Genomic DNA, 20,539 nt, shown 5'->3' with positions numbered 1-20,539 from the left:
GCATATCGAGGGCTACAACACCGCGCTGGCAATGTACGAGTGGGTCACCACCGGCAAGGAACCGGCCAAATACACCGCCATGGACGAAGTGACCTTGATCACCCGCGCCAATTTCCAGGAAGAACTGACCAAGATCGGGCTGTGGAAATGACCGCTGCGGCCCTGCGTTTTGACGGTATCGGCAAAACCTTCCCTGGGGTCAAGGCGCTCGATGGCATCAGCTTCACCGCCCACCCGGGGCAAGTGCACGCCCTGATGGGCGAGAACGGTGCGGGTAAATCGACGCTGCTGAAGATCCTCGGCGGCGCCTATATTCCCAGCAGCGGCACGGTGCAGATCGGCGAGCAGACCATGGCCTTCAAGAACGCCGCCGACAGCATTGCCAGCGGTGTGGCGGTGATCCATCAGGAGCTGCACCTGGTGCCGGAAATGACCGTCGCCGAAAACCTGTTCCTCGGGCATCTGCCGTCGCGCTTTGGCGTGGTCAACCGCGGCGTGCTGCGCCAGCAGGCGCTGGCGTGCCTCAAAGGCCTGGCCGATGAAATCGATCCCGAGGAAAAGCTCGGGCGCCTGTCCCTGGGCCAGCGCCAATTGGTGGAAATCGCCAAGGCGCTGTCCCGTGGCGCCCATGTGATTGCCTTCGATGAGCCGACCAGCAGCCTCTCGGCGCGGGAGATCGACCGCTTGATGGCGATCATCACGCGCCTGCGCGATGAGGGCAAAGTGGTGCTCTACGTCTCGCATCGCATGGAAGAGGTGTTCCGTATCTGCAATGCGGTGACGGTGTTCAAGGACGGCCGCTTCGTGCGCACCTTCGAGGACATGAGCGCGCTGAGCCACGATCAGTTGGTGACCTGCATGGTCGGGCGCGATATCCAGGACATCTACGACTATCGCCCGCGCGAGCATGGCGACGTCGCCCTGAAGGTTGACGGCCTGCTCGGCCCCGGCCTGCGCGAACCGATCAGTTTCAATGTGCGCAAAGGTGAAATCCTCGGCCTGTTCGGCTTGGTGGGGGCAGGGCGCACCGAACTGTTCCGCCTGCTCAGCGGCCTGGAACGCGCCAGTGCCGGCAGCCTGGAGTTGTGCGGTGAGCCGCTGCAGTTACGCTCACCGCGCGATGCCATCGCGGCCGGCGTGCTGTTGTGCCCGGAAGACCGCAAGAAGGAGGGCATCATCCCGCTGTCCAGCGTCGCCGAAAACATCAACATCAGTGCCCGTGGCGCGCATTCGGCGTTCGGCTGGCTGTTGCGCGATGGCTGGGAAAAGGGCAACGCCGACGGGCAAATCAAGGCCATGAAGGTCAAGACGCCGAGCGCCGAACAGAAAATCATGTACCTGTCCGGCGGCAACCAGCAAAAGGCCATTCTCGGCCGCTGGTTGTCGATGCCGATGAAAGTGCTGCTGCTGGACGAGCCCACGCGCGGCATCGACATCGGCGCCAAGGCCGAGATCTACCAGATCATCCACAACCTCGCGGCCCAGGGTATCGCGGTGATCGTGGTGTCCAGCGACCTGATGGAAGTCATGGGCATTTCCGACCGCATCCTGGTGATGAGCGAAGGCACCCTCACAGGCGAGCTACCCCGCGAACAGGCGGATGAAGCACGGCTGTTGCAACTGGCACTCCCGCGTACGCGGGCTTGAAGAATTCGAGGGCACGGGTATGTCTCAGGTAAAAACGGCAAAAGGCTTCTGGCCAGGGTTCAATCAACGCAAGTTTCTCGACGACTGGGTGATGTTGTTGGCCGCCTTGGCCATCTTCGTGCTCAGTGCGCTGTTCATCGACAACTTCCTTTCGCCGCTGAACATGCGCGGGCTGGGCCTGGCGATTTCCACGGTGGGCATCGCCGCATGCACCATGCTGTTCTGCCTGGCGTCGGGGCATTTCGACTTGTCGGTGGGCTCGGTGATCGCCTGCGCCGGCGTGGTGGCGGGCATCGTGATCCGCGACACCGACAGCGTGATGCTCGGCGTGTCGGCGGCTTTGGCCATGGGCCTGGTGGTGGGGCTGATCAACGGCATCGTCATCGCCAAGCTGCGCATCAACGCGCTGATCGCGACCTTGGCGACCATGCAGATCGTCCGCGGCCTGGCCTACATCTTCTCCAACGGCAAGGCGGTGGGGGTGATGGATGAAGGCTTTTTCGTGTTCGGCAATGGCCAGCTGATGGGCGTGCCGGTGCCGATCATCATTACCGTGTTGTGCTTTGTGTTCTTCGGCTGGTTGCTCAATTACACCACCTACGGGCGCAACACCATGGCCATCGGCGGTAACCCGGAAGCGGCGCTGCTGGCGGGGGTCAACGTTGATCGCACCAAGATCATCATCTTTGCCGTACACGGCCTGGTCGGCGCACTGGCCGGGGTGATCCTGGCTTCGCGCATGACCTCGGGCCAGCCGATGATCGGCCAGGGTTTCGAGCTGACAGTGATATCGGCGTGCGTGCTGGGCGGGGTGTCGTTGAGCGGCGGTATCGGCATGATCCGCCATGTGATTGCCGGGGTGTTGATCCTGGCGATCATCGAGAACGCGATGAACCTGAAGAACATCGATACGTTTTACCAGTACGTGATTCGGGGTTCGATCCTGCTATTGGCCGTCATCATCGACCGCCTGAAGCAACGCTGACTCATGCCATGTGAGGACTAAATGTGGGAGGGGGCTTGCCCCCGATGGCGGTCTATCAGTAGACAGATGTGCAAGCTGACCCACCGCTATCGGGGGCAAGCCCCCTCCCACATTGGATGTCCTGTGTTCAGAAGGGCAGCTTTTGCCATAATGGCGCCGTTTTCGTACTTCCCAATAGGCCCGACATGCAGGAAAACGCTCACTCCCCCGTCAAAGACACCGCCCCCACCGGCACCCAGACCCTGCTGCGTGGCCTGGGCGTGGTGCAGGCGGTGGCGGCCGGTGCGCGGGATCTGAAAGAGATCGCCCGACGTATCGGTACCACCCGCAGCACCACCCATCGCCTGGCCAGTTGCCTGGTGGAGGAGCGTTACCTGCGTGTGGTACCCCAAGTCGGTTACCTGCTGGGGCCCAAGCTGATCGAACTGGGCTTCCAGGCGCGCGAAGAACTGCCGCTGGTAAACCTGGCCGTGCCCTACCTGGACGAGTTGTCGGCCCTCACCGGCGACACCATCCACCTGGCGATTCGCGAATACGACGAAGTGCTCTACCTGCACAAGAACCCCGGCCGCAATGGGCCGGAAATGCGCTCGCGGGTGGGCCATCGCATGCCGCTGGCGCGCACCGGCATCGGCAAGGCGTTGATGCTCGATGACAGCGTGGAGGAGTGGCAGCGCCTGTACGACGTCAGTCTGCCGGCGGGGGGCAAGAACCTGCAATGGCCGCAGCACCCCGAGCAGTCGTGGGCGCAGTTCGAGCAGCGCATGCATGAATACGTGGTGGGCGGTTATGCGTTCGATCTGGAAGACAACGAACCGTCGATCCGTTGCGTCGCGGCACCGGTGCGCGACGCCAGCCGGCGAATCGTCGCCGGCATCAGCATCGCCAGTACCGTGCCCTACATGCCGCTGGAGAAAATGGCCGAGCTGATCCCTGTGATCAAACAGGTCGCGGCTCGGCTGTCGGCACAACTGGGCGCGAAGGCCTGATCAGGCCTTCAGGGTCGCCATGTCGATGACGAAGCGATACTTCACATCACCGGCGATCATCCGTGTGTAAGCCTCGTTGATCTGGCGGATGTCGAGCATCTCGATGTCGCAGGTGATGCCATGCTCGGCGCAGAAGTCCAGGACTTCCTGGGTTTCGGCAATGCCGCCGATCAACGAGCCGGCCAGCACTTTACGGCCCAATACCAATTTGGCGGCATTGACGGGCGGGTCCACCGGCTCGATCAGGCCGACCAGGATATGCACGCCGTCAAAGCGCAGCACGTCGAGGTAGGGGTTCAGGTCATGCTGCACCGGGATGGTGTCGAGCAGGAAGTCGAAGTGCCCGGCGGCGGCTTTCATCTGCTCGGCATCAGTGGACACGATCACATGGTCGGCGCCCTGGCGACGGCCTTCTTCGGCCTTGCTCGCCGAGCGCGTGAACAGCGTCACTTCGGCGCCCATGGCCTTGGCGAACTTGATACCCATATGGCCCAGGCCGCCCATGCCGAGAATCCCGACCTTGTCACCGGCCTTCACGCCATAGTGCTTGAGCGGCGAGTAGGTGGTGATGCCTGCGCAGAGAATCGGCGCGGCGCTGGCCAGGTCGAGCTTGGCCGGGATCTTCACCACGAAGTGTTCGCTGACCACGATGCTGTCGGAGTAACCGCCCATGGTGTTGCTGCCGTCCACGCGGTCCGGGGTGGCGTAGGTCATGGTCGGGCCTTCGAGGCAGTATTGCTCGAGGTCCGATTTGCAGGCGTCGCAGTGGCGGCACGAATCGACCATGCAGCCCACGCCCACCAAGTCGCCGACCTTATGGGAGGTGACGCTGGCGCCAACCGCAGTGACCTTGCCGACGATTTCGTGGCCGGGCATCAGCGGGTAAACCGCGATGCCCCATTCGTTGCGTGCCTGGTGGATATCGGAGTGGCACACGCCGCAGTAGAGAATCTCGATGGCCACATCATCGGCGCGCGGGCTGCGGCGTTCAAACGACATGGGGGCGAGGGGAGTGGTGGCCGACTGGGCGGCGTAACCGATGGCGGTGTACATGAGGAAACCTCGCAAACGCATTGAAAAGTGAGGCGGTCCATTCTCCTCACCGACCCTGCAGGCGGCCATGGCGATTGCTCCGAGTCTCATGCCTAAAGCTCCGGAGGGGCAGCTAAATGCGGCAAGCTTCAAGCTGCAAGCTATAAACTGTAACCTGCTCACAGCTCACAGCTCACAGCTCACAGCTCACAGCTCACAGCTTGCAGCTTGCAGCTCACAGCTCACTGACCCCCACCCCCCCACCCCCCGAGAACCGCTTTTATGCTGTTGACCCGCCATCTCGACGCCAACGCCACTCTGGTTTCCTTGATTGAGGGGCTTGCGTCCCGTGACGGCTTTTCGCCGACTCACCTGCCGGGCGTAAAGGTGTTGCGCGCCAGTTGCGACGTGGCGCGTGGGCCGCAGATCTACGAGCCGAGCCTGATGTTCGTGGCTCAGGGCAGCAAGGTCGCCTATCTGGGTCCGCGTACGCTGGAGTACGGCGCCGGGCACTACCTGATCCAGGCCATGCCGGTGCCGTTCGAGTGCGAGACGTTTGCCATGGCCCCCGGGGCGCCTTTGCTCGGCGTGACGGTCGGAATTGATCGAGTGGTGCTGGGCGAGTTGGTCATGGCGATGGGCATGCAAGCCGGACCACCGCCGGCGGCGCAGACCCTGGAGTCGATGAGTTCGGTGGTGCTCGATGACGCCATGCGCGGGTGCGTCGAACGGCTGTTGCAATGCCTGCACGATCCGCTGGAGAGCCGGATCATGGGGCCGGCGCGGGTGCGCGAATTATTATTCACCGCGTTGCGTGGGCCACAGGCCGATGTGTTGCGTGCATTGGTGGAACAGCAAGGGCAGTTTTCGCGGATTGCCACGTCCCTGAACCACCTGCATGCCCATTACGCCGAACCGCTGAATATCGAGACGCTGGCCGGTTTCGCGCACATGAGTGCGTCAACCTTCCACGAACATTTCAAACGCTGCACGCTGTTGTCGCCGGTGCAGTATCTCAAGCGCTTGCGGTTACTCAAGGCCCAGCAGTTGCTGCTGGTCGACGGCATGGGTGTGGCGCAGGCGGCGCACAGCGTGGGGTATCAGAGTACGTCGCAGTTCAGTCGCGAGTACAAGCGTTACTTTCTGCGTAATCCTGGTGAAGAGCGGGCTGCCTGAATCTGCCGGGTAACCCCGCCAAGTGAACTGTTCGTCCATGGGGCTCGGTGTGCTTGCAATACCTGATGACTGCTCCGGCAGGGTGGTCGTGGAACTGCCCTCGCGCGTGTTGCACTCACGCTTGCATCAGGCGAATAAACGTCCTGGGACCCAGGAAGTATTCCACGTGAAAGTCCAGCCCCTCACTCATACGATTCTTGTAAGCACTCAACAATCCGTTGCTTCGCTGCCAGCACACACTGTAACCGCGGGAGAGGTCGACCGTGTGGTGGACACGACAGGGGATGTCGTAAAAAGCACGACATCCCTTCCTGATCCGAATCACGAACTTGATTTCTCCAAGCATGTGATTTACGGCTCGCTGGATGTAACGCCGCCCGGCCCGAGGTATACGTTTGGCGAGCGTGAACAGCGAATCGATGCCTATGCCGGTCGCGTCGTCGCGCAGCTCAAAACGATAGAAACTGGCGACGAAGGCCAAAGCAATATCAGGTTCCAGCACATTCGCCCGTTTTTGGAACCCGCAGGCTATTTCAGCGGTGGGTTGCTGGCGGCGGGGTACGACCCTCATCAAAAAATCACGGTGACGTTCAACTCGTATGTCAAGGAGCTCAATGGCGCCTCTCACTTGACTAATCAGGAGGAGCGCACCTACTTCGCATGGCAAATCGCAGCCGGCGCTTTGAAACACGATGAAGTAGCGCCGGGGGGCCAGTTGAATGCCCAGGGTATGCATATCAACGCGCAGGACAAAAATACGATCAAAGACCTCCAATCCCTGGGCAGCACACTTCAAGATCATTGGGAGCAAGAGGTATCCAGGCCGATGCGCGATCCCAACGGAGAACTCGCAAAGCGCTCTGGGAAAGCAGACGCCTATGTGGTCAAAGGGACGTTACAAGGCCTACGTGACGACGAGGCTGCCTTTAGCCAGCTTACGCTAGCGGGCCAGAAAGCTATCATTCGAACACTTGAAGCAAACGGGAACGTCGTTGTTCCAAATATATACGGCTACTCATTGGCAGGTTATGCCTTTGTTCCTTATGTTCAATATCACGGTGATTATGACCATCGGCCTAATGAAGGCCTGATGGTCGACTTGAGACACGGCACTGTCAGTGAATTGCACGCAGATGATGACTTTGCCAAATGGGCCGAAAGAAATCGCGCTCACGTAGTGAACAGTTTCAACGCCAGTGACCGCCAGGGTGGCGAAGATGCGCACTGGCCGAGGGCAGACTATGTTCTTGATACGCTCATTCACGGTAATAGCGTCACGTACCCAGGCCGAAAAAACTGGCTTGCGGATAAGGCCGTACCCGTTCGCGAGACATTCAATTACACGCAATCGAGAGACAGCGATTATTACTTGAAATTCGGCGATCTGAAGAGCGGCATTGCCCCTCATTTCCAGGCGGTTAATGCAAAAAACGCGATATGGGCCGACCAGACAGAGGTTTTTGGGGCGTCGCAACAGAACTGGAAGGCCGCCAAAGCGTTTTGGGGCAGTACTTTCGGTTACCTGCCCGTCATTGGGAATACCGGCAACATTGTCTTTGGGGTCCATGACGCCATTAATGGCATGACGCAAAACGATCGAGTTGGCGGCAGCGCCGCTGCAGTGATATCAGGGTTGCAACTGGTCCATGAAATTGCGACCGCGAGGGCAGACGCAGGGTTGGGAGAACCCTCGTTAACCAATAGCGCTCCCGTTCAACATTACCGCTGGAAAGTTAACTCACAGACAAGCGACCTGCAATTGCGGAGGGCGCCCAATGCGGGCTCGTCTTTTCCAGGCATGCGGGAAATCGAGTTGGGTGGCAGAACCTATTACGCCGCTCATGCACCGGATGCCGGCGACGGCACGCATTACGTTTTGCGTGTAGTCGATCCGCATGACCCCGACAAGTTGGCCAGTAGCGCAATTGTTGCCGCGCCTGATGCACAGGGTATCTGGCAGCGAAGAGGTGTCGTGGGCGGCGGTCTGGATGAACTTGAGGGCCGATTGAAAGACCCCGTCGGGTTTGGCTCCCGTGCGATGGTTTATGCCGACCCGGACGATGCCGACTATGTGATCAAAGTCACCTTCCCTCTGCCGACTGCCGAGCGCGTTGCCGATATGAAAAATGAGGTGGCGTTGTTCAACCGATATTATGGAGGGGAGCGCGCGACGTTCCTCGGCAGTAATGCAGCCGACACCGTTTCCTATATGCGTATGCCCAACGTGCCGGGAGAATCGCTGGAACAACTGATGGCGGGAGGGAAAGCCTTGCCTGAGGGCTTGTCGGCCAGCTTGTTGAATATGCTGGCTGAGTTGGAAAGCGCTGGTATTGCTCATAACGATTTGGCTGCAAGGAATATTCTTTACGACGCCAACACTCAGAAGTGTTTTCCGGTGGATTTTGGTTCGGCCAGGAAGGCAGGGGTGAACCTGGCGCAGTCCGATGACCGCTACAGTATTTGGAATCTGAGGGAGGAGATTCAACCGGATAACCAGTCTTTCGAGGAAATGGTTGAATTGTTGGAGTCGTTGAAGACGAATGCTGTCAGTTGAGCCGGTCGGCAATTCAAGACGCTGACAGCATTTGCTCCGGCCGAATCGAAGAGACCATCGATTCGGCCGGAGCAAGTGGGCCCATCAACCAGAGTGGAACCGTTACTCGCGGCGTTACATATTCGGGTAAGTCGGCCCACCCGCGCCTTCCGGGGTCACCCAGGTGATGTTCTGCGAAGGGTCCTTGATGTCACAGGTCTTGCAGTGCACGCAGTTCTGGGCGTTGATCTGGAAACGCTTCTCGCCGTCTTCTTTAGTCACCACTTCATACACGCCGGCCGGGCAATAACGCTGCGCCGGTTCATCGTAGAGCGGCAGGTTGGTGCCGATCGGGATGCTCGGGTCTTTGAGCTTGAGGTGGCACGGCTGTTCTTCTTCGTGGTTGGTGCCGGAGATGAACACCGAGCTCAGCTTGTCGAAGCTCAGCTTGCCGTCGGGTTTGGGGTAGTCGATCTTCTGGCTGTCCTTGGCCAGCTTGAGGCAGGCGTAGTCCGGCTTGGTGTCGTGCAGGGTGAAAGGAATCCTGCCGCCAAAAATGTTCTGATCGAGCCAGTTGAAGCCGCCGCCGATGATGGCGCCGAATTTGTGCACGGCCGGGCCGAAATTGCGGCTGGCGAACAGTTCTTCGTACAACCAGCTGGCTTTGAAGCTGTCGACGTACGCGGTCAGTTCGTCACCGCCTTCGGATTCGGCAAACAGGCGGTCGGCTACCGCGTCGGCTGCGAGCATGCCGGACTTCATCGCGGTGTGGCTGCCCTTGATCTTGGCGAAGTTCAGGGTGCCGAGGTCGCAACCGATCAGTGCGCCACCCTTGAATACCATCTTGGGCAGCGAGTTCAGGCCGCCTTTGCAGATAGCACGGGCGCCGTAGCTGACGCGCTTGCCGCCTTCCAGGTATTGGGCCAGCACCGGGTGATGCTTGAGGCGCTGGAACTCATCGAACGGCGACAGGAAGGTGTTGCTGTAGGACAGGTCCACGATCAGACCGACCACCACCTGATTGTTTTCCAGGTGATAAAGGAACGAGCCACCGGTGTTCTCGTTACCCATGATGTCCAGCGGCCAGCCGGCGGTGTGCACCACCAGGCCTGGCTGATGTTTGGCCGGATCGATTTCCCAGATTTCCTTGAGGCCGATGCCGTAGTGCTGGGCATCGGCGTCGCTGTCCAGGTTGAAGCGCTGGATCAGTTGTTTGCCGATATGCCCACGGCAGCCCTCGGCGAACAGCGTGTACTTGCCGCGCAGCTCCATGCCTGGGGTGTACAGGCCCTCTTTGGGCTTGCCTTCGCGGTCAACGCCCAGGTCACCGGTGATGATGCCGCGCACCACGCCATTTTCATCGAACAGCGCTTCCTGGGCGGCAAAGCCTGGGTAGATTTCCACGCCCAGGTTCTCGGCCTGCTGGGCCAGCCAGCGGCACAGATTGCCCAGGGAAATAATATAGTTGCCTTCGTTGTGCATGGTCTTGGGCACAAAGAAGTCGGGAACCCTGGTGGAGGTATCGCTGCTGCGCAGTACATAGATGTCGTCACGCACGACCGGCGTGTTGAGCGGGGCGCCCAGTGCTTTCCAGTCCGGGAACAATTCGTTCAGGGCGCGTGGTTCGAACACGGCACCGGAGAGAATGTGTGCGCCCACTTCGGAGCCTTTCTCGACCACGCAGACGCTGATTTCCTTACCGGCTTCGGCGGCCTTCTGCTTCAGTCGGCAGGCGGCGGACAGGCCCGCCGGGCCGGCGCCGACGATGACCACGTCGAATTCCATGTATTCGCGTTCCACAGGCTATCTCCTACTCAAGGCTCAACAGGCTTTTTTTCTAATGGGTGGAGGTTGGGCAGTGTCATGCTGCAACGGCACGACCCACCACTCTCTCTAGGTGGCGCATTATATCTACACCACTGGCAGCGTCCAATACAAACGTTTGTTTGAATTGCCCGCAGGCTAGGTAAATCAAAGCAACGCGGCTTATGACTGACCATTTTGCCGTATTGACCAGAATAGGCGTTCCGGTCAATATACGGTCGGTTTTGCGCTGACCGTAGGCAGACTGCAGGTTTCAAGAGCACGTCCAAAAGCAAGGCCGGTGACGCGCGCACAACGATGGCGTGCAGTTTACACGCTGCGATAAAGAATGACTTCTCAGTCACCCCTGACGAACGGTCATTACTTGCCCATCGCTGAGTCATCCACCGACGGTTTTGGAGGTGCCCTTGTGTGCCGATGAGCATCAACCGCCAGGTTCGCCTAGGCGACTTTCTTTTCACCGGAGAGTAACGAGGAATCCATGAAGGTTCTTGTAGCTGTCAAACGCGTTGTCGATTACAACGTGAAAGTTCGCGTCAAGGCGGACAATTCCGGCGTCGACCTTGCTAACGTCAAGATGTCGATGAACCCATTCTGTGAAATCGCCGTGGAAGAAGCCGTACGCCTGAAAGAGAAAGGCGTGGCGACCGAGATCGTCGTGGTTTCCATCGGCCCGACCACTGCCCAGGAGCAATTGCGCACCGCCCTGGCACTGGGCGCCGACCGCGCCATTCTGGTCGAGTCCGCCGAAGAGCTGACCTCACTGGCCGTGGCCAAGTTGCTCAAGGCCGTTGTCGACAAGGAACAGCCGCAGCTGGTGATCCTTGGCAAACAAGCCATCGACAGCGACAACAACCAGACCGGCCAGATGCTGGCTGCACTGACCGGTTACGGCCAGGGCACCTTCGCTTCGAAAGTCGAAGTGAGTGGCGACAGCGTTGCGGTCACCCGTGAAATCGACGGCGGCGCGCAGACGGTTTCCTTGAAACTGCCGGCCATCGTCACCACCGACCTGCGTTTGAACGAGCCGCGCTATGCGTCCCTGCCAAACATCATGAAAGCCAAGAAGAAGCCGCTTGAAGTGCTGACTCCGGATGCTTTGGGCGTTTCCACCGCCTCCACCAACAAGACCGTCAAAGTCGAAGCGCCGGCTGCACGCAGCGCGGGCATCAAGGTCAAGTCGGTGGCTGAACTGGTCGAGAAACTGAAAAACGAAGCGAAGGTGATCTGATCATGACTATCCTCGTAATCGCCGAACACGATAACAAGGTGCTGGCCCCGGCCACCCTGAACACCGTGGCCGCTGCCGCTAAAATCGGTGGCGACATCCACGTGCTGGTAGCGGGTCAGGGCGCTGGCCCGGTGGCTGAAGCCGCCGCGAAAATCGCTGGCGTGAGCAAAGTGCTCAACGCCGACAACGCCGCTTACGCGCATCAGTTGCCGGAAAACGTTGCGCCGCTGGTTGCAGAGCTTGGCGCCGGCTACAGTCACATCCTGGCTGCCGCCACCTCCAACGGTAAGAACATCCTGCCACGCGTTGCCGCGCAGCTGGACGTTGACCAGATCTCCGAGATCATCTCGGTCGAAAGCGCCGACACCTTCAAGCGCCCGATCTACGCCGGCAACGCCATTGCCACCGTGCAGTCCAACGCTGCGGTCAAAGTCATCACCGTACGCGCCACCGGTTTCGACCCGGTGGCCGCCGAAGGCGGTTCGGCCACCGTTGAAGCCGTTGCTGCTGCCCACGACGCCGGCACCTCCAGCTTTGTTGGCGAAGAGCTGGCCAAGTCGGACCGTCCCGAGCTGACCGCTGCCAAGATCGTCGTTTCCGGCGGCCGTGGCATGCAGAACGGTGACAACTTCAAGCACCTGTACGCCCTGGCCGACAAGCTGGGCGCGGCGGTCGGCGCTTCCCGCGCAGCCGTTGACGCAGGCTTCGTACCCAACGACATGCAGGTCGGCCAGACCGGCAAGATCGTTGCGCCACAGCTGTACATTGCCGTCGGTATCTCCGGCGCGATCCAGCATCTGGCTGGTATGAAAGATTCCAAAGTGATCGTTGCGATCAACAAGGACGAAGAAGCACCGATCTTCCAGGTGGCGGATTATGGCCTGGTGGCGGACTTGTTCGAAGCCGTACCCGAGTTGGAGAAGCTGGTCTAATCCAGTCGCTTCACTTATAAAGAGCCCGGTCTTGTGACCGGGCTTTTTTTTGACGTGTAGGAGCTCCTCGCCATGCAACTGCGTTCCCTGATCCCGCTGCTGGGCTTTACGCTGCTGCCGACCTTGTCGCTGGCGGCCGGCAAGTGCGAGCGCCTGGTCATTACCGGCAGCCCGGATGCACCGCCGTTGCTGTGGCGCGACCCGCAGGACCCGACTCACCTGATCGGCGCCACCGCCGATGTGCTGCAACACGTAGCCACGGACCTGGGCCTGAAGATCGACCTGCTTTACGGCGGCAAGCGCTCCCTGGCCCTGGACGAAGTGCGCAGCGGACGCATGGATATCCTCGCCGATGCGCCGTTGAATCTCGGCGAGCTGGAAAACCTCGACTACATACACCCGGCGTTGATGCAGATCGATTATCTGGTGTGGACGCGCAAGGACTCGCCCCTGGTCTACACCACCGCTGCCGATTTGCATGGCCATAAGGGCGCCGCCTCGGAGCGCGCTCGCCTGAGTGCCGGGTTTGATACCTTTGCCGGTGAGCAATTGACCTTGCAGCGTCTGCCCAGCCTGACGCCAGCCTTCCAGAAGCTGTTGCTGGGGGAGGTTGACTATGTACTCGCCAGCCGCTATTCCGGCATGGCGATGGCCCAGACCCTGGGCATGAACAATGACCTGATCGCGCGCGACATACCGATCGACCAGCCCGGCCTGTACCTGGCCATATCCCACAATTCGGCCTGCAATGATCCGTGGCTGCGCGGACAGCTGGCTAAAAAGATGACAGAATTGCCCGCGTCCGGTGCCGCGGAAGCCGCGTTGCAGCGCAATCTCGAGCGCTGGAAGGCGCAATTGCAACAACCCGTCGGTACCCCAACAAAGTAGGGATTTTCAGTGACTCTTCGACCTCTTTTCGCGGCCCTGGCCGTTGTCGCCCTGGCGGGATGTGCCACCGATCCTGCGCCGACCGAACAAATGCGCCTGACCCAGCAAGCCCTGGAGCAAGCCAACGCAGTCGGTGCCAATACCGATGAATCGCCCGAACTGAAACTGGCCGAAGAAAAATTCGCCAGAGCCCAAAGCAACATGGCCGACCAGTCCTACAAACATGCACGCATGCGCGCCGAACAGGCTGAGCTGGATGCGCGCCTGGCCGAGGCCAAAGTGCTGACCGGCAAGAGCCAGGAACAACTGAATGTGGTCAACACTCGCATCGCGCGCCTGCGCAAGCAGTTGCAGTTGGGAGAAGCCCAATGATCCGCAGTGTGAGTGTGGCGTTGCTGCTCAGCGCTGCGGCGCTGGGCGGCTGTGCCAGCCAGCCCAGTAGCGAGCAGGCGTTGCAACAGGCCGGCAGTGACTTTCAGTTGGTCAAGGAAGACGCCAATGTATTGCGTTTCGCGCCCAAGGATGTGATCCGCGCCGGGGAGTCCCTGGCGCGTGCCGATCGCCTGTCCAGCTATTGGGGCAGCGGCGCCGACGTGGTGCATTACGCCTACCTGAGCCAACGCTACAGTGCCATCGCCCGCGAACACACCGAGCAGGGACTGAACGCCGAGCGCCTTGCCAAACTCGAGTTGGAACGCCAGCGTCTGCAATTGGCCTTGCGTGAAAGCAAGTTGGCCAGCGTGCAGCAGCAGGGCAAGTGGGTCGAACAGCAAATCGCCAGCCTGACCACCCAGACCGACCGTGGCCTGGTGATGACCCTGGGCGATGTCTTGTTCGATACCGGCGAAGCCGAGTTGCAGAATTCGGCCAACCGTACAGTGTTGAAGGTCGTGCAGTTCCTGCAGCTGAACCCAAGGCGCAAGGTGCGTATCGAGGGCTACACCGATGATACCGGGGGCGAACGCGACAACCTGAACCTGTCCCGTGACCGTGCCCAGTCGGTGGCAGATGTGCTGATTGACCTGGGAATCGACGAAAAACGTATCCAGGTCGAGGGCTATGGCGACAAGTACCCAGTGGAGGCCAATGCTTCCGAACGTGGCCGTGCGCAGAACCGCCGGGTGGAAATTGTGTTCTCCGACGAAAAAGGCCAACTGGGCGCCGCTCGCTAAGCGCCCGGCGCAGATCAAAATGTGGGAGGGGGCTTGCCCCCCGATGGCGGTGGTTCAGTTGGAGCATTTCTGACTGACACACTGCTATCGGGGGCAAGCCCCCTCCCGCATTTCGTCAGGTGAACGCCCTTACAGTTTTTTCTGTCACTGCGGCCCGTGCTCGACTATTGTGGCAACTGTCCCCGTACACTTCTAAACTGTGCCGGTATGTTTCACACAAAAATAAAATGCCCGTGAAATCGAGTGCTGCGTCATGACCAATCTGTTGCTCTACCAACGTATTGCCCAGCAATTGGCTGAGGACATCCGGCGTGGTGTTTATCAGCCGGGGGAGCGCGTGCCTTCGGTGCGCAAGATGAGCTCCCAGCTCAACGTGAGCCATGCCACGGTGCTGCAGGCTTATGCCAACCTGGAAGATCAGGGGCTGATCAGGGCGCGGCCGCAATCGGGTTATTACGTGCACCAGACACCGGCACTCACGGCGCCGACGCCGGATATCGCGCGGGTTGAACGTCCGGGGTTGGTCACCCGCAGCAGCATCATCCAGCAAGTGCTGGTCGAGTCGCGGCGCGAAGGCGTATTCCCCCTGGGCGCGGCGGTGCCGAGTGTGGATTACCTGCCGGTACGGGCATTGCACCAGCAACTGGCCAAGGTCACGCGCTTCCAGAGCCCGCGCGCTTTCAGCTACATGTTCAGCCCGGGCTTTGAACCGCTGCGCCGTCAGGTGGCGATTCGCATGCGCGATGCCGGCGTGGTGGTGGACCCCAGCGAAGTGGTGATCACCCACGGCTGCGTCGATGCGTTGCAAATGTCCCTGCGCGTGCTGACGCGCCCCGGCGACCTGATCGCCGCCGAGTCACCGACCTATTACGGCTTGCTGCAACTGGCCGACCTGCTGGGCCTCAAGGTTATCGAGATCCCCAGTGACCCGGCCACCGGCATGAGCCTGGAGGCCCTGCAACTGGCCGCCAACCAGTGGTCGATCAAAGCGTTGGTGCTGACCACGCGCCTGAGCAATCCGTTGGGCGGGACCATGCCCGAAGAGCGGCAGAAACAGTTACTGCGCCTGGCCTCGGATTTCGATATCCAGATCGTCGAGGATGATATCTACGGCGAGCTGATGTTCGAACTGGGCCGCACCAAGGCCCTGAAAGCCTATGACCGTCTTGACCGGGTGATCTATTGCTCGAGTTTTTCCAAGACCTTGTCACCCGGCGTGCGCATCGGCTGGATGATTGCCGGCAAGTACCAGCAGGAAATCCAGCGTTTGCAGATGTTCAGCACCCATTCCGCGTGCAGCGTCACCCAGATGGGCGTCGCCGCTTACCTGGAGAATGGCGGTTACGACCGGCACCTGCGTTACATCCGCCAGGAATACCGCAAGAACCTCAGCGCTTTTCAACTGGCGGTGCAGCAGTATTTCCCCGAAGGCACACAGATGACACGCCCGACCGGCGGCTTTATTTTGTGGGTCAGTTTGCCAGGAAGGGTCAATACCCAGGAACTGCACGTGCGCGCCCTGCAACAGGGCATCAGTATCGCGCCGGGGCTGATTTTCAGTAATACGGAGCAGTTCAACCACTGTATCCGGCTCAATTGCGGCACCCCGTGGAACCGCGAGGCAGAGCGCGCGCTGATGACCCTGGGCATGCTTGCCAGCCAGTTGTGCCAGGAGACGGCGGCGGGCTTTTGAGCGGGGCAATGGGGACAAGATTGATCTGCGTGCTTGTCATGCCCCGCACAACAAGCGAGCATATGGCCTTCTGCCGTTAATGCTGTTGGCGATATGACCTCTATTTTTCGCGCTGTCTGGATGGTTGGCTTGTTAAGCCTATGCAACGTTGGCACTGCGCTGGCGGCGTCGCCCGTCACGCAATCCCAGCCTGGCGCAAGCGCCGAGCAGAATGCTGCTGCGCAAAAACCGGCAGCGGTAAAGAAAGCGCCACAGACGAAGAAAAAAACCGCCAAGTCAAAAAAGCGCGCACCGATTGCGAGCAAGTCCAAGTCCGCTCGTGAAGTCGCCCAGACCAAACTGCCACCGGCACAGTTGGACCTTTCCCTGCCATCGGACATGGTCAGGCTGTTGCAACCCATCGGCACCATGCCCAAACCCAAGAGCGTGCCGTTATTGCCGCCCATGTTCGGTGACAAACCTTCCGACAACAGCGCGTTTCAAATCAATGGCCGCTTGCTCAGCAACGAGATGAAGCTGCAATTGCGCAACGAAGAACGGCGTGATGTTGAAGGTGCCGCGCTGGATTTCGAATTCAAGCAATAAACGTTCTATCCCAGTGACCCATGGCCCCGACCATCTGTCGCAGACTGGTCAGTCACCTTGGTTTTGTGCGAAAAACCCCTGTTGGACCATTTTAAAACGGCTGTTTAAGGGCGTACTCTAGCCCGGCCATCCCATTGAGTCGTCGAGGACCTGCTGGTCATGAAATGCCGTGAAGGCTGTGGCGCCTGCTGCATCGCTCCCTCCATCAGTTCGCCGCTGCCGGGAATGCCCCAGGGCAAACCTGCCGGCGTTCGCTGCCTGCACTTGTCGGTCGAACAACTGTGCCAGTTGTTCGGTCAACCGGAGCGGCCGGCGGTGTGCAGCGATTTCAAGGCAGATATCGACGTCTGCGGCACCGACCAGACCGACGCGATCCGCTTGATCGGCTGGTGGGAGCAGATGACGGCGGCTTGATGGGCTTTACTATCGGAACTTCAACAATAAGGAATACATCGATGGGTTCGCTGAAACGAATGGCTGTGGTCTGCGGTTTTACAATGATGTTCGCTGGCGCCGCCCAGGCCGAGGATTGGCAAGTGGCCAAGGACGAGGACGGGATCAAGGTATCCCTGAGTGAAGTGGCCGGTTCCAAGTACAAGGCCTATCGCGGGGTGACGGTGATCAAGGCACCCGTAGCGAAGATTGTTGCGCTGCAGGAGGATGTAGCGGGCGCCTGCAAGTGGATTCATGAGTGCAAATCGCAAAAGCTCGTCGACAAGAAAGGCGATGAGGCCTGGACCTACACCCAGTTCAAGGCGCCGTTCCCGGTGACGGACCGTGATTCGTATATCCATGTCACCACCACCAAGTCCGCTGACGGCACCGTCACCCGCAAACTGGAAGGCGTACCGACCTACAAGCCCGAAGAAAAAGGCTATGTTCGAGTCGCCCAGGTGGAAGGTGCCTGGACGCTGGTGCCCAAAAGCGCCAACGAAACCGAAGTGACCTACCAAGTGCACACCGAGCCAGGCGGCAGTGTGCCATCGTGGTTGGCCAACAAGTTTGTGGTGGACGCGCCGTTCAACACCTTGAAAGCCCTGAAGGAACACGCCGAGAAGTAAACGCGGCGAATCCTGTGCCTCCTGTCTTGAGTGGAACGTTTGGTAAACCCTCAAGGTCCAGATAGATGTGAGCCCACACATGGGTTTTATCGAGGAGGCACCGATGCCGAAGTGGAACATTTCTTTCATCAATGACCGTGGTGAGCCGGTAGTCGAGCAATTTGACTGCGATCATGAGCCGACGCTGGAAGAGGCTGCACAGATGGTGCGGGTACGCGTGTCGCCGGTATTGGAAAAGTTGGACCTCAACGATCTTGCCGATCGTGTTCCCGAGCCGACGGTCAAGAGCTTGCACGACCAAAATGGTATCAAAGACCTCAAGGTCGAACCCGCCGCCTGAATATTCCCTATACGCCATCCTTGCGCCTCTGGTGCAGCTGGTAGCTTCGCGCTACTCTGCAATCGAGATCAGCGAATCAATCGCTAAGGTCTGGTCTTGTCAGCTACATGCTTGTTTTCCTGCGGTCGTCATTGCCGTGGTACCCGCGCCAGTAGCGCGCGGGCTTCAGGAAGCACGGAAAGTCTATCCATCAGTCTGAGGAGGACGTTTCATGAGCACAGCCTATCAAGAAGACATCAGCACCAACGTTCTGCGTCGCATGAAAGAAGGCGGCTTCGACTTCTCACGCTTTCACCCCATCGAGTTCTACGCCATTTTTCCTGATGAAGAACGGGCGCGCAGGGCTGCGGGTCGATTTCGTGGAGAATCGCTGAACGCCCAGGTCAGTGCACGCGACGACGGTGCCTGGTACCTGGAACTGAGCAAAATCATGTCTGCAACCTACGACGGTATAGGAGACTTCGAGCAGGACTTTGAGGCAGTGGTAGAGCCGCTTGGCGGGATCATCGAAGGCTGGGGCGTCAAGCAGGAGGTGCGTGGGTTACCCATGTAACGTTTATGAGCAACACAGCGCATCGGCTGACCTTTGGGTCGGCCGATTTTGTTTGGGCTGCCGTAAGTGTTCGGCACTTGCATCGCGCTGTGCGTGCACCCAAAAAAAAGCCACCCGAATAGGGTGGCTGAAAGGGAAGATCGAGGAGCTGATCAATACACGAGTTGACACGGTACTGGCTGTGCAGAGGGTTTAGCTGTAGGACATGTCCTTTTCAGCTGATGGAGACGATTATCCGCAGGTGTAGGCGGGCAGTGAAATCAACTCTGACTATGCTGTTGATAGTCAGAGGTCGCATTGCCATGAAGCGTGCGTCCAGGCTCCGGTCATGCCGCGCACCAGGACGGTGCAGTGAAAATTCCCGGATTGTGCAGCTTTTTGATTTTTAAGTGTTTATGCCGCTGGCACGGGCCTTGCGAAGGTCCTTGCGTCCGGGTGACAAGGAGTACGGCATGATTCGCACTTATTACGATGAAATGTACGATGGAGCAGGGCAGGTCCGGCCTCATTACCGCTTGTTCGCCCGCTGGTTGGCCGACACCCCTGCTGAACTGCTGGCCCAGCGTCGGCGCGAGGCTGACTTGCTGTTCCATCGTGCAGGGATCACGTTCACGCTGTATGGGGACGAGCAGGGGACCGAGCGCTTGATTCCCTTCGACACCATCCCCCGCAGCATCCCGGCGAGCGAATGGCGGACGGTCGAGCGCGGCTGTATCCAGCGGGTCAAGGCGCTGAACATGTTCCTCGCCGACCTGTACCACGAACAACGCATCATCAGGGCCGGGATCATTCCAGCCGAACAGGTACTGGCCAACGAGCAATACCAGTTGGCGATGCAGGGCCTGGACCTGCACCGTGATCTGTATGCCCACGTCTCCGGGGTCGACCTCGTTCGCGATGGCGACGGCACGTACTACGTACTGGAAGACAACTTGCGTACGCCGAGCGGCGTCAGCTACATGCTCGAAGACCGCAAGATGATGATGCGCCTGTTCCCGGAGCTGTTCGCGGCCCAGCGTATCGCGCCGATTGATCATTACCCCAACCTGTTGCTCGACACCCTGAAAAGCGCCAGCCCCCTGGATAACCCCAGCGTGGTGGTGCTGACCCCGGGGCGCTTCAACAGTGCGTTTTTCGAGCATGCCTTCCTCGTCAGGGAAATGGGCGTGGAGTTGGTCGAAGGCGCCGATTTGTTCGTGCGCGATGATCGCGTGTTCATGCGCACCACCGACGGGCCCAAAGGGGTGGACGTGATCTACCGCCGTCTCGATGATGCATTTCTCGACCCGCTGGCCTTCAACCCGGCCTCGATGCTCGGCGTGCCGGGCCTGCTGGCCGCCTACCGCTCGGGCAATGTCGTGCTGGCCAATGCCATCGGCACCGGGGTGGCGGATGACAAATCGGTCTACCCCTTCGTCACCGAGATGATCCGTTTTTACCTGGATGAAGAACCGATCCTGCAGAACGTTCCGACGTTTCAATGCCGTAAGCCCGACGAATTGTCCCACGTCCTGGCCAACTTGCCCGAGTTGGTGGTCAAGGAAACCCAAGGCTCCGGCGGCTACGGCATGCTGGTGGGCCCGGCGTCCACGGCGGCGGAAATCGAAGCCTTCCGCGCACGCATCAAGGCCAAGCCCCACGCCTACATCGCCCAACCCACCCTGTGTTTGTCCACCTGCCCGACGTTTGTTGAAAACGGCATCGCCCCACGGCATATCGACCTGCGCCCGTTCGTGCTGTCCGGCAAGGAAACCCGCGTAGTGCCCGGCGGCCTGACCCGCGTGGCGCTGCGCGAAGGTTCGCTGGTGGTCAACTCGTCCCAGGGCGGCGGCACCAAAGACACCTGGGTGGTCGAGGATTGATCTGTGTTGCTTAAAAACTGTTCCCACCTGGAGGCG

19 protein-coding genes and 1 pseudogene are annotated in these 20,539 nt (G+C 59.8%); 18 read left to right on the top strand and 2 right to left on the bottom strand.

Annotation, left to right across the window (positions count from 1 at the left end; all coding sequences use genetic code 11):
• From PspCFBP13528_RS13760 to PspCFBP13528_RS13740, 4 genes and pseudogenes are all read left to right on the top strand, one after another.
• Positions 1 to 151: pseudogene (locus PspCFBP13528_RS13760) on the top strand (arabinose ABC transporter substrate-binding protein); the annotation flags it as partial.
• Positions 148 to 1,647, top strand: coding sequence for an L-arabinose ABC transporter ATP-binding protein AraG (gene araG / locus PspCFBP13528_RS13755; protein ID WP_137200400.1), 1,500 nt, complete (start codon positions 148 to 150; stop codon positions 1,645 to 1,647). The pseudogene PspCFBP13528_RS13760 and the gene araG, both read left to right, overlap by 4 nt.
• Positions 1,648 to 1,666: 19 nt before the next feature.
• A complete protein-coding gene (gene araH / locus PspCFBP13528_RS13750) occupies positions 1,667 to 2,632 on the top strand; it encodes an L-arabinose ABC transporter permease AraH (RefSeq protein ID WP_137200399.1) in 966 nt (321 codons plus the stop codon).
• A gap of 185 nt (positions 2,633 to 2,817) precedes the next feature.
• Positions 2,818 to 3,621 (top strand): IclR family transcriptional regulator, encoded by an 804-nt coding sequence (locus PspCFBP13528_RS13740; RefSeq protein WP_065895466.1) that lies wholly within the window; start codon positions 2,818 to 2,820, stop codon positions 3,619 to 3,621.
• On the opposite strand, the gene PspCFBP13528_RS13735 is transcribed toward PspCFBP13528_RS13740, so the two are convergent.
• Positions 3,622 to 4,674, bottom strand: coding sequence for an NAD(P)-dependent alcohol dehydrogenase (locus PspCFBP13528_RS13735; RefSeq protein ID WP_065887924.1), 1,053 nt, complete (start codon positions 4,672 to 4,674; stop codon positions 3,622 to 3,624).
• 261 nt (positions 4,675 to 4,935) lie between these two features.
• On the opposite strand from PspCFBP13528_RS13735, the gene PspCFBP13528_RS13730 reads away from it, so the two are divergent.
• Both PspCFBP13528_RS13730 and PspCFBP13528_RS13725 read left to right on the top strand, forming a co-directional pair.
• Entirely contained in the window at positions 4,936 to 5,829 is an 894-nt protein-coding gene (locus tag PspCFBP13528_RS13730) for an AraC family transcriptional regulator (protein ID WP_057721141.1), read from the top strand.
• A gap of 166 nt (positions 5,830 to 5,995) precedes the next feature.
• Entirely contained in the window at positions 5,996 to 8,383 is a 2,388-nt protein-coding gene (locus PspCFBP13528_RS13725) for a hypothetical protein (protein WP_137200397.1), read from the top strand.
• Between the two features lie 114 nt (positions 8,384 to 8,497).
• On the opposite strand, the gene PspCFBP13528_RS13720 is transcribed toward PspCFBP13528_RS13725, so the two are convergent.
• Complete coding sequence (locus PspCFBP13528_RS13720; protein ID WP_065949873.1) at positions 8,498 to 10,162, bottom strand: electron transfer flavoprotein-ubiquinone oxidoreductase; 1,665 nt, start codon at positions 10,160 to 10,162, stop codon at positions 8,498 to 8,500.
• A gap of 505 nt (positions 10,163 to 10,667) precedes the next feature.
• Here PspCFBP13528_RS13720 and PspCFBP13528_RS13715 point away from each other — a divergent pair.
• The 12 genes from PspCFBP13528_RS13715 (at position 10,668) to PspCFBP13528_RS13660 (ending at position 20,503) form a co-directional block, all read left to right on the top strand.
• Positions 10,668 to 11,417 (top strand): electron transfer flavoprotein subunit beta/FixA family protein, encoded by a 750-nt coding sequence (locus tag PspCFBP13528_RS13715; RefSeq protein ID WP_024076934.1) that lies wholly within the window; start codon positions 10,668 to 10,670, stop codon positions 11,415 to 11,417.
• A gap of 2 nt (positions 11,418 to 11,419) precedes the next feature.
• A complete protein-coding gene (locus tag PspCFBP13528_RS13710; protein ID WP_065898126.1) occupies positions 11,420 to 12,349 on the top strand; it encodes an FAD-binding protein in 930 nt (309 codons plus the stop codon).
• Positions 12,350 to 12,421: 72 nt separating this feature from the next.
• On the top strand, positions 12,422 to 13,237 hold the full coding sequence (locus PspCFBP13528_RS13705) for a transporter substrate-binding domain-containing protein (protein ID WP_137200396.1): 816 nt from the start codon (positions 12,422 to 12,424) through the stop codon (positions 13,235 to 13,237).
• A 9-nt stretch (positions 13,238 to 13,246) separates the two neighbouring features.
• Positions 13,247 to 13,609: a DUF4398 domain-containing protein gene (locus PspCFBP13528_RS13700; RefSeq protein WP_065949870.1), complete on the top strand. Its 363-nt coding sequence runs from the start codon at positions 13,247 to 13,249 to the stop codon at positions 13,607 to 13,609.
• Positions 13,606 to 14,409, top strand: a complete 804-nt coding sequence (locus PspCFBP13528_RS13695) for an OmpA family protein (RefSeq protein ID WP_065949869.1) — start codon at positions 13,606 to 13,608, stop codon at positions 14,407 to 14,409. Before PspCFBP13528_RS13700 ends, PspCFBP13528_RS13695 begins: the two co-directional genes overlap by 4 nt.
• Positions 14,410 to 14,662: 253 nt before the next feature.
• A complete protein-coding gene (locus PspCFBP13528_RS13690; RefSeq protein WP_005790467.1) occupies positions 14,663 to 16,102 on the top strand; it encodes a PLP-dependent aminotransferase family protein in 1,440 nt (479 codons plus the stop codon).
• Positions 16,103 to 16,195: 93 nt separating this feature from the next.
• Positions 16,196 to 16,687, top strand: a complete 492-nt coding sequence (locus PspCFBP13528_RS13685; protein ID WP_137200395.1) for a translation initiation factor 2 — start codon at positions 16,196 to 16,198, stop codon at positions 16,685 to 16,687.
• 159 nt (positions 16,688 to 16,846) lie between these two features.
• Positions 16,847 to 17,101 carry a YkgJ family cysteine cluster protein gene (locus tag PspCFBP13528_RS13680; RefSeq protein ID WP_065949867.1) on the top strand — a complete coding sequence of 85 codons (255 nt, stop codon included), beginning with the start codon at positions 16,847 to 16,849 and terminating at the stop codon, positions 17,099 to 17,101.
• A gap of 41 nt (positions 17,102 to 17,142) precedes the next feature.
• Positions 17,143 to 17,748: an START domain-containing protein gene (locus tag PspCFBP13528_RS13675; protein ID WP_101221364.1), complete on the top strand. Its 606-nt coding sequence runs from the start codon at positions 17,143 to 17,145 to the stop codon at positions 17,746 to 17,748.
• 79 nt (positions 17,749 to 17,827) lie between these two features.
• The gene (locus PspCFBP13528_RS13670) at positions 17,828 to 18,088 is read left to right on the top strand and encodes a hypothetical protein (protein WP_065949865.1); all 261 of its coding nucleotides are present in this window, start codon (positions 17,828 to 17,830) and stop codon (positions 18,086 to 18,088) included.
• Between the two features lie 211 nt (positions 18,089 to 18,299).
• Positions 18,300 to 18,641: a ribonuclease E inhibitor RraB gene (locus PspCFBP13528_RS13665; protein ID WP_057721151.1), complete on the top strand. Its 342-nt coding sequence runs from the start codon at positions 18,300 to 18,302 to the stop codon at positions 18,639 to 18,641.
• A gap of 452 nt (positions 18,642 to 19,093) precedes the next feature.
• A complete protein-coding gene (locus PspCFBP13528_RS13660; RefSeq protein WP_137200394.1) occupies positions 19,094 to 20,503 on the top strand; it encodes a circularly permuted type 2 ATP-grasp protein in 1,410 nt (469 codons plus the stop codon).
• The last annotated feature ends 36 nt before the right edge of the window (positions 20,504 to 20,539 follow it).

It is taken from the genome of Pseudomonas sp. CFBP13528 (assembly GCF_005233615.1).
GTDB classification, from domain to species: Bacteria; Pseudomonadota; Gammaproteobacteria; order Pseudomonadales; family Pseudomonadaceae; genus Aquipseudomonas; species Aquipseudomonas fluorescens_AM.
The sequence above is the reverse complement of the archived record's forward strand: the minus strand, read 5'-3'. Positions and strand labels throughout refer to the sequence as shown.

What these genes read in the sequence shown, in the direction of transcription:
- PspCFBP13528_RS13680 (WP_065949867.1), top strand. Translation starts at nt 16,847, where the DNA reads ATGAAATGCCGTGAAGGCTGTGGCGCCTGCTGCATCGCTCCCTCCATC.
- PspCFBP13528_RS13710 (WP_065898126.1), top strand. Translation starts at nt 11,420, where the DNA reads ATGACTATCCTCGTAATCGCCGAACACGATAACAAGGTGCTGGCCCCG.
- PspCFBP13528_RS13665 (WP_057721151.1), top strand. Translation starts at nt 18,300, where the DNA reads ATGAGCACAGCCTATCAAGAAGACATCAGCACCAACGTTCTGCGTCGC.
- PspCFBP13528_RS13690 (WP_005790467.1), top strand. Translation starts at nt 14,663, where the DNA reads ATGACCAATCTGTTGCTCTACCAACGTATTGCCCAGCAATTGGCTGAG.
- PspCFBP13528_RS13685 (WP_137200395.1), top strand. Translation starts at nt 16,196, where the DNA reads ATGACCTCTATTTTTCGCGCTGTCTGGATGGTTGGCTTGTTAAGCCTA.
- PspCFBP13528_RS13740 (WP_065895466.1), top strand. Translation starts at nt 2,818, where the DNA reads ATGCAGGAAAACGCTCACTCCCCCGTCAAAGACACCGCCCCCACCGGC.
- PspCFBP13528_RS13695 (WP_065949869.1), top strand. Translation starts at nt 13,606, where the DNA reads ATGATCCGCAGTGTGAGTGTGGCGTTGCTGCTCAGCGCTGCGGCGCTG.
- PspCFBP13528_RS13735 (WP_065887924.1), bottom strand. Translation starts at nt 4,674, where the DNA reads ATGTACACCGCCATCGGTTACGCCGCCCAGTCGGCCACCACTCCCCTC.
- araH (WP_137200399.1), top strand. Translation starts at nt 1,667, where the DNA reads ATGTCTCAGGTAAAAACGGCAAAAGGCTTCTGGCCAGGGTTCAATCAA.
- PspCFBP13528_RS13705 (WP_137200396.1), top strand. Translation starts at nt 12,422, where the DNA reads ATGCAACTGCGTTCCCTGATCCCGCTGCTGGGCTTTACGCTGCTGCCG.
- PspCFBP13528_RS13675 (WP_101221364.1), top strand. Translation starts at nt 17,143, where the DNA reads ATGGGTTCGCTGAAACGAATGGCTGTGGTCTGCGGTTTTACAATGATG.
- PspCFBP13528_RS13730 (WP_057721141.1), top strand. Translation starts at nt 4,936, where the DNA reads ATGCTGTTGACCCGCCATCTCGACGCCAACGCCACTCTGGTTTCCTTG.
- PspCFBP13528_RS13715 (WP_024076934.1), top strand. Translation starts at nt 10,668, where the DNA reads ATGAAGGTTCTTGTAGCTGTCAAACGCGTTGTCGATTACAACGTGAAA.
- PspCFBP13528_RS13670 (WP_065949865.1), top strand. Translation starts at nt 17,828, where the DNA reads ATGGGTTTTATCGAGGAGGCACCGATGCCGAAGTGGAACATTTCTTTC.
- PspCFBP13528_RS13660 (WP_137200394.1), top strand. Translation starts at nt 19,094, where the DNA reads ATGATTCGCACTTATTACGATGAAATGTACGATGGAGCAGGGCAGGTC.
- araG (WP_137200400.1), top strand. Translation starts at nt 148, where the DNA reads ATGACCGCTGCGGCCCTGCGTTTTGACGGTATCGGCAAAACCTTCCCT.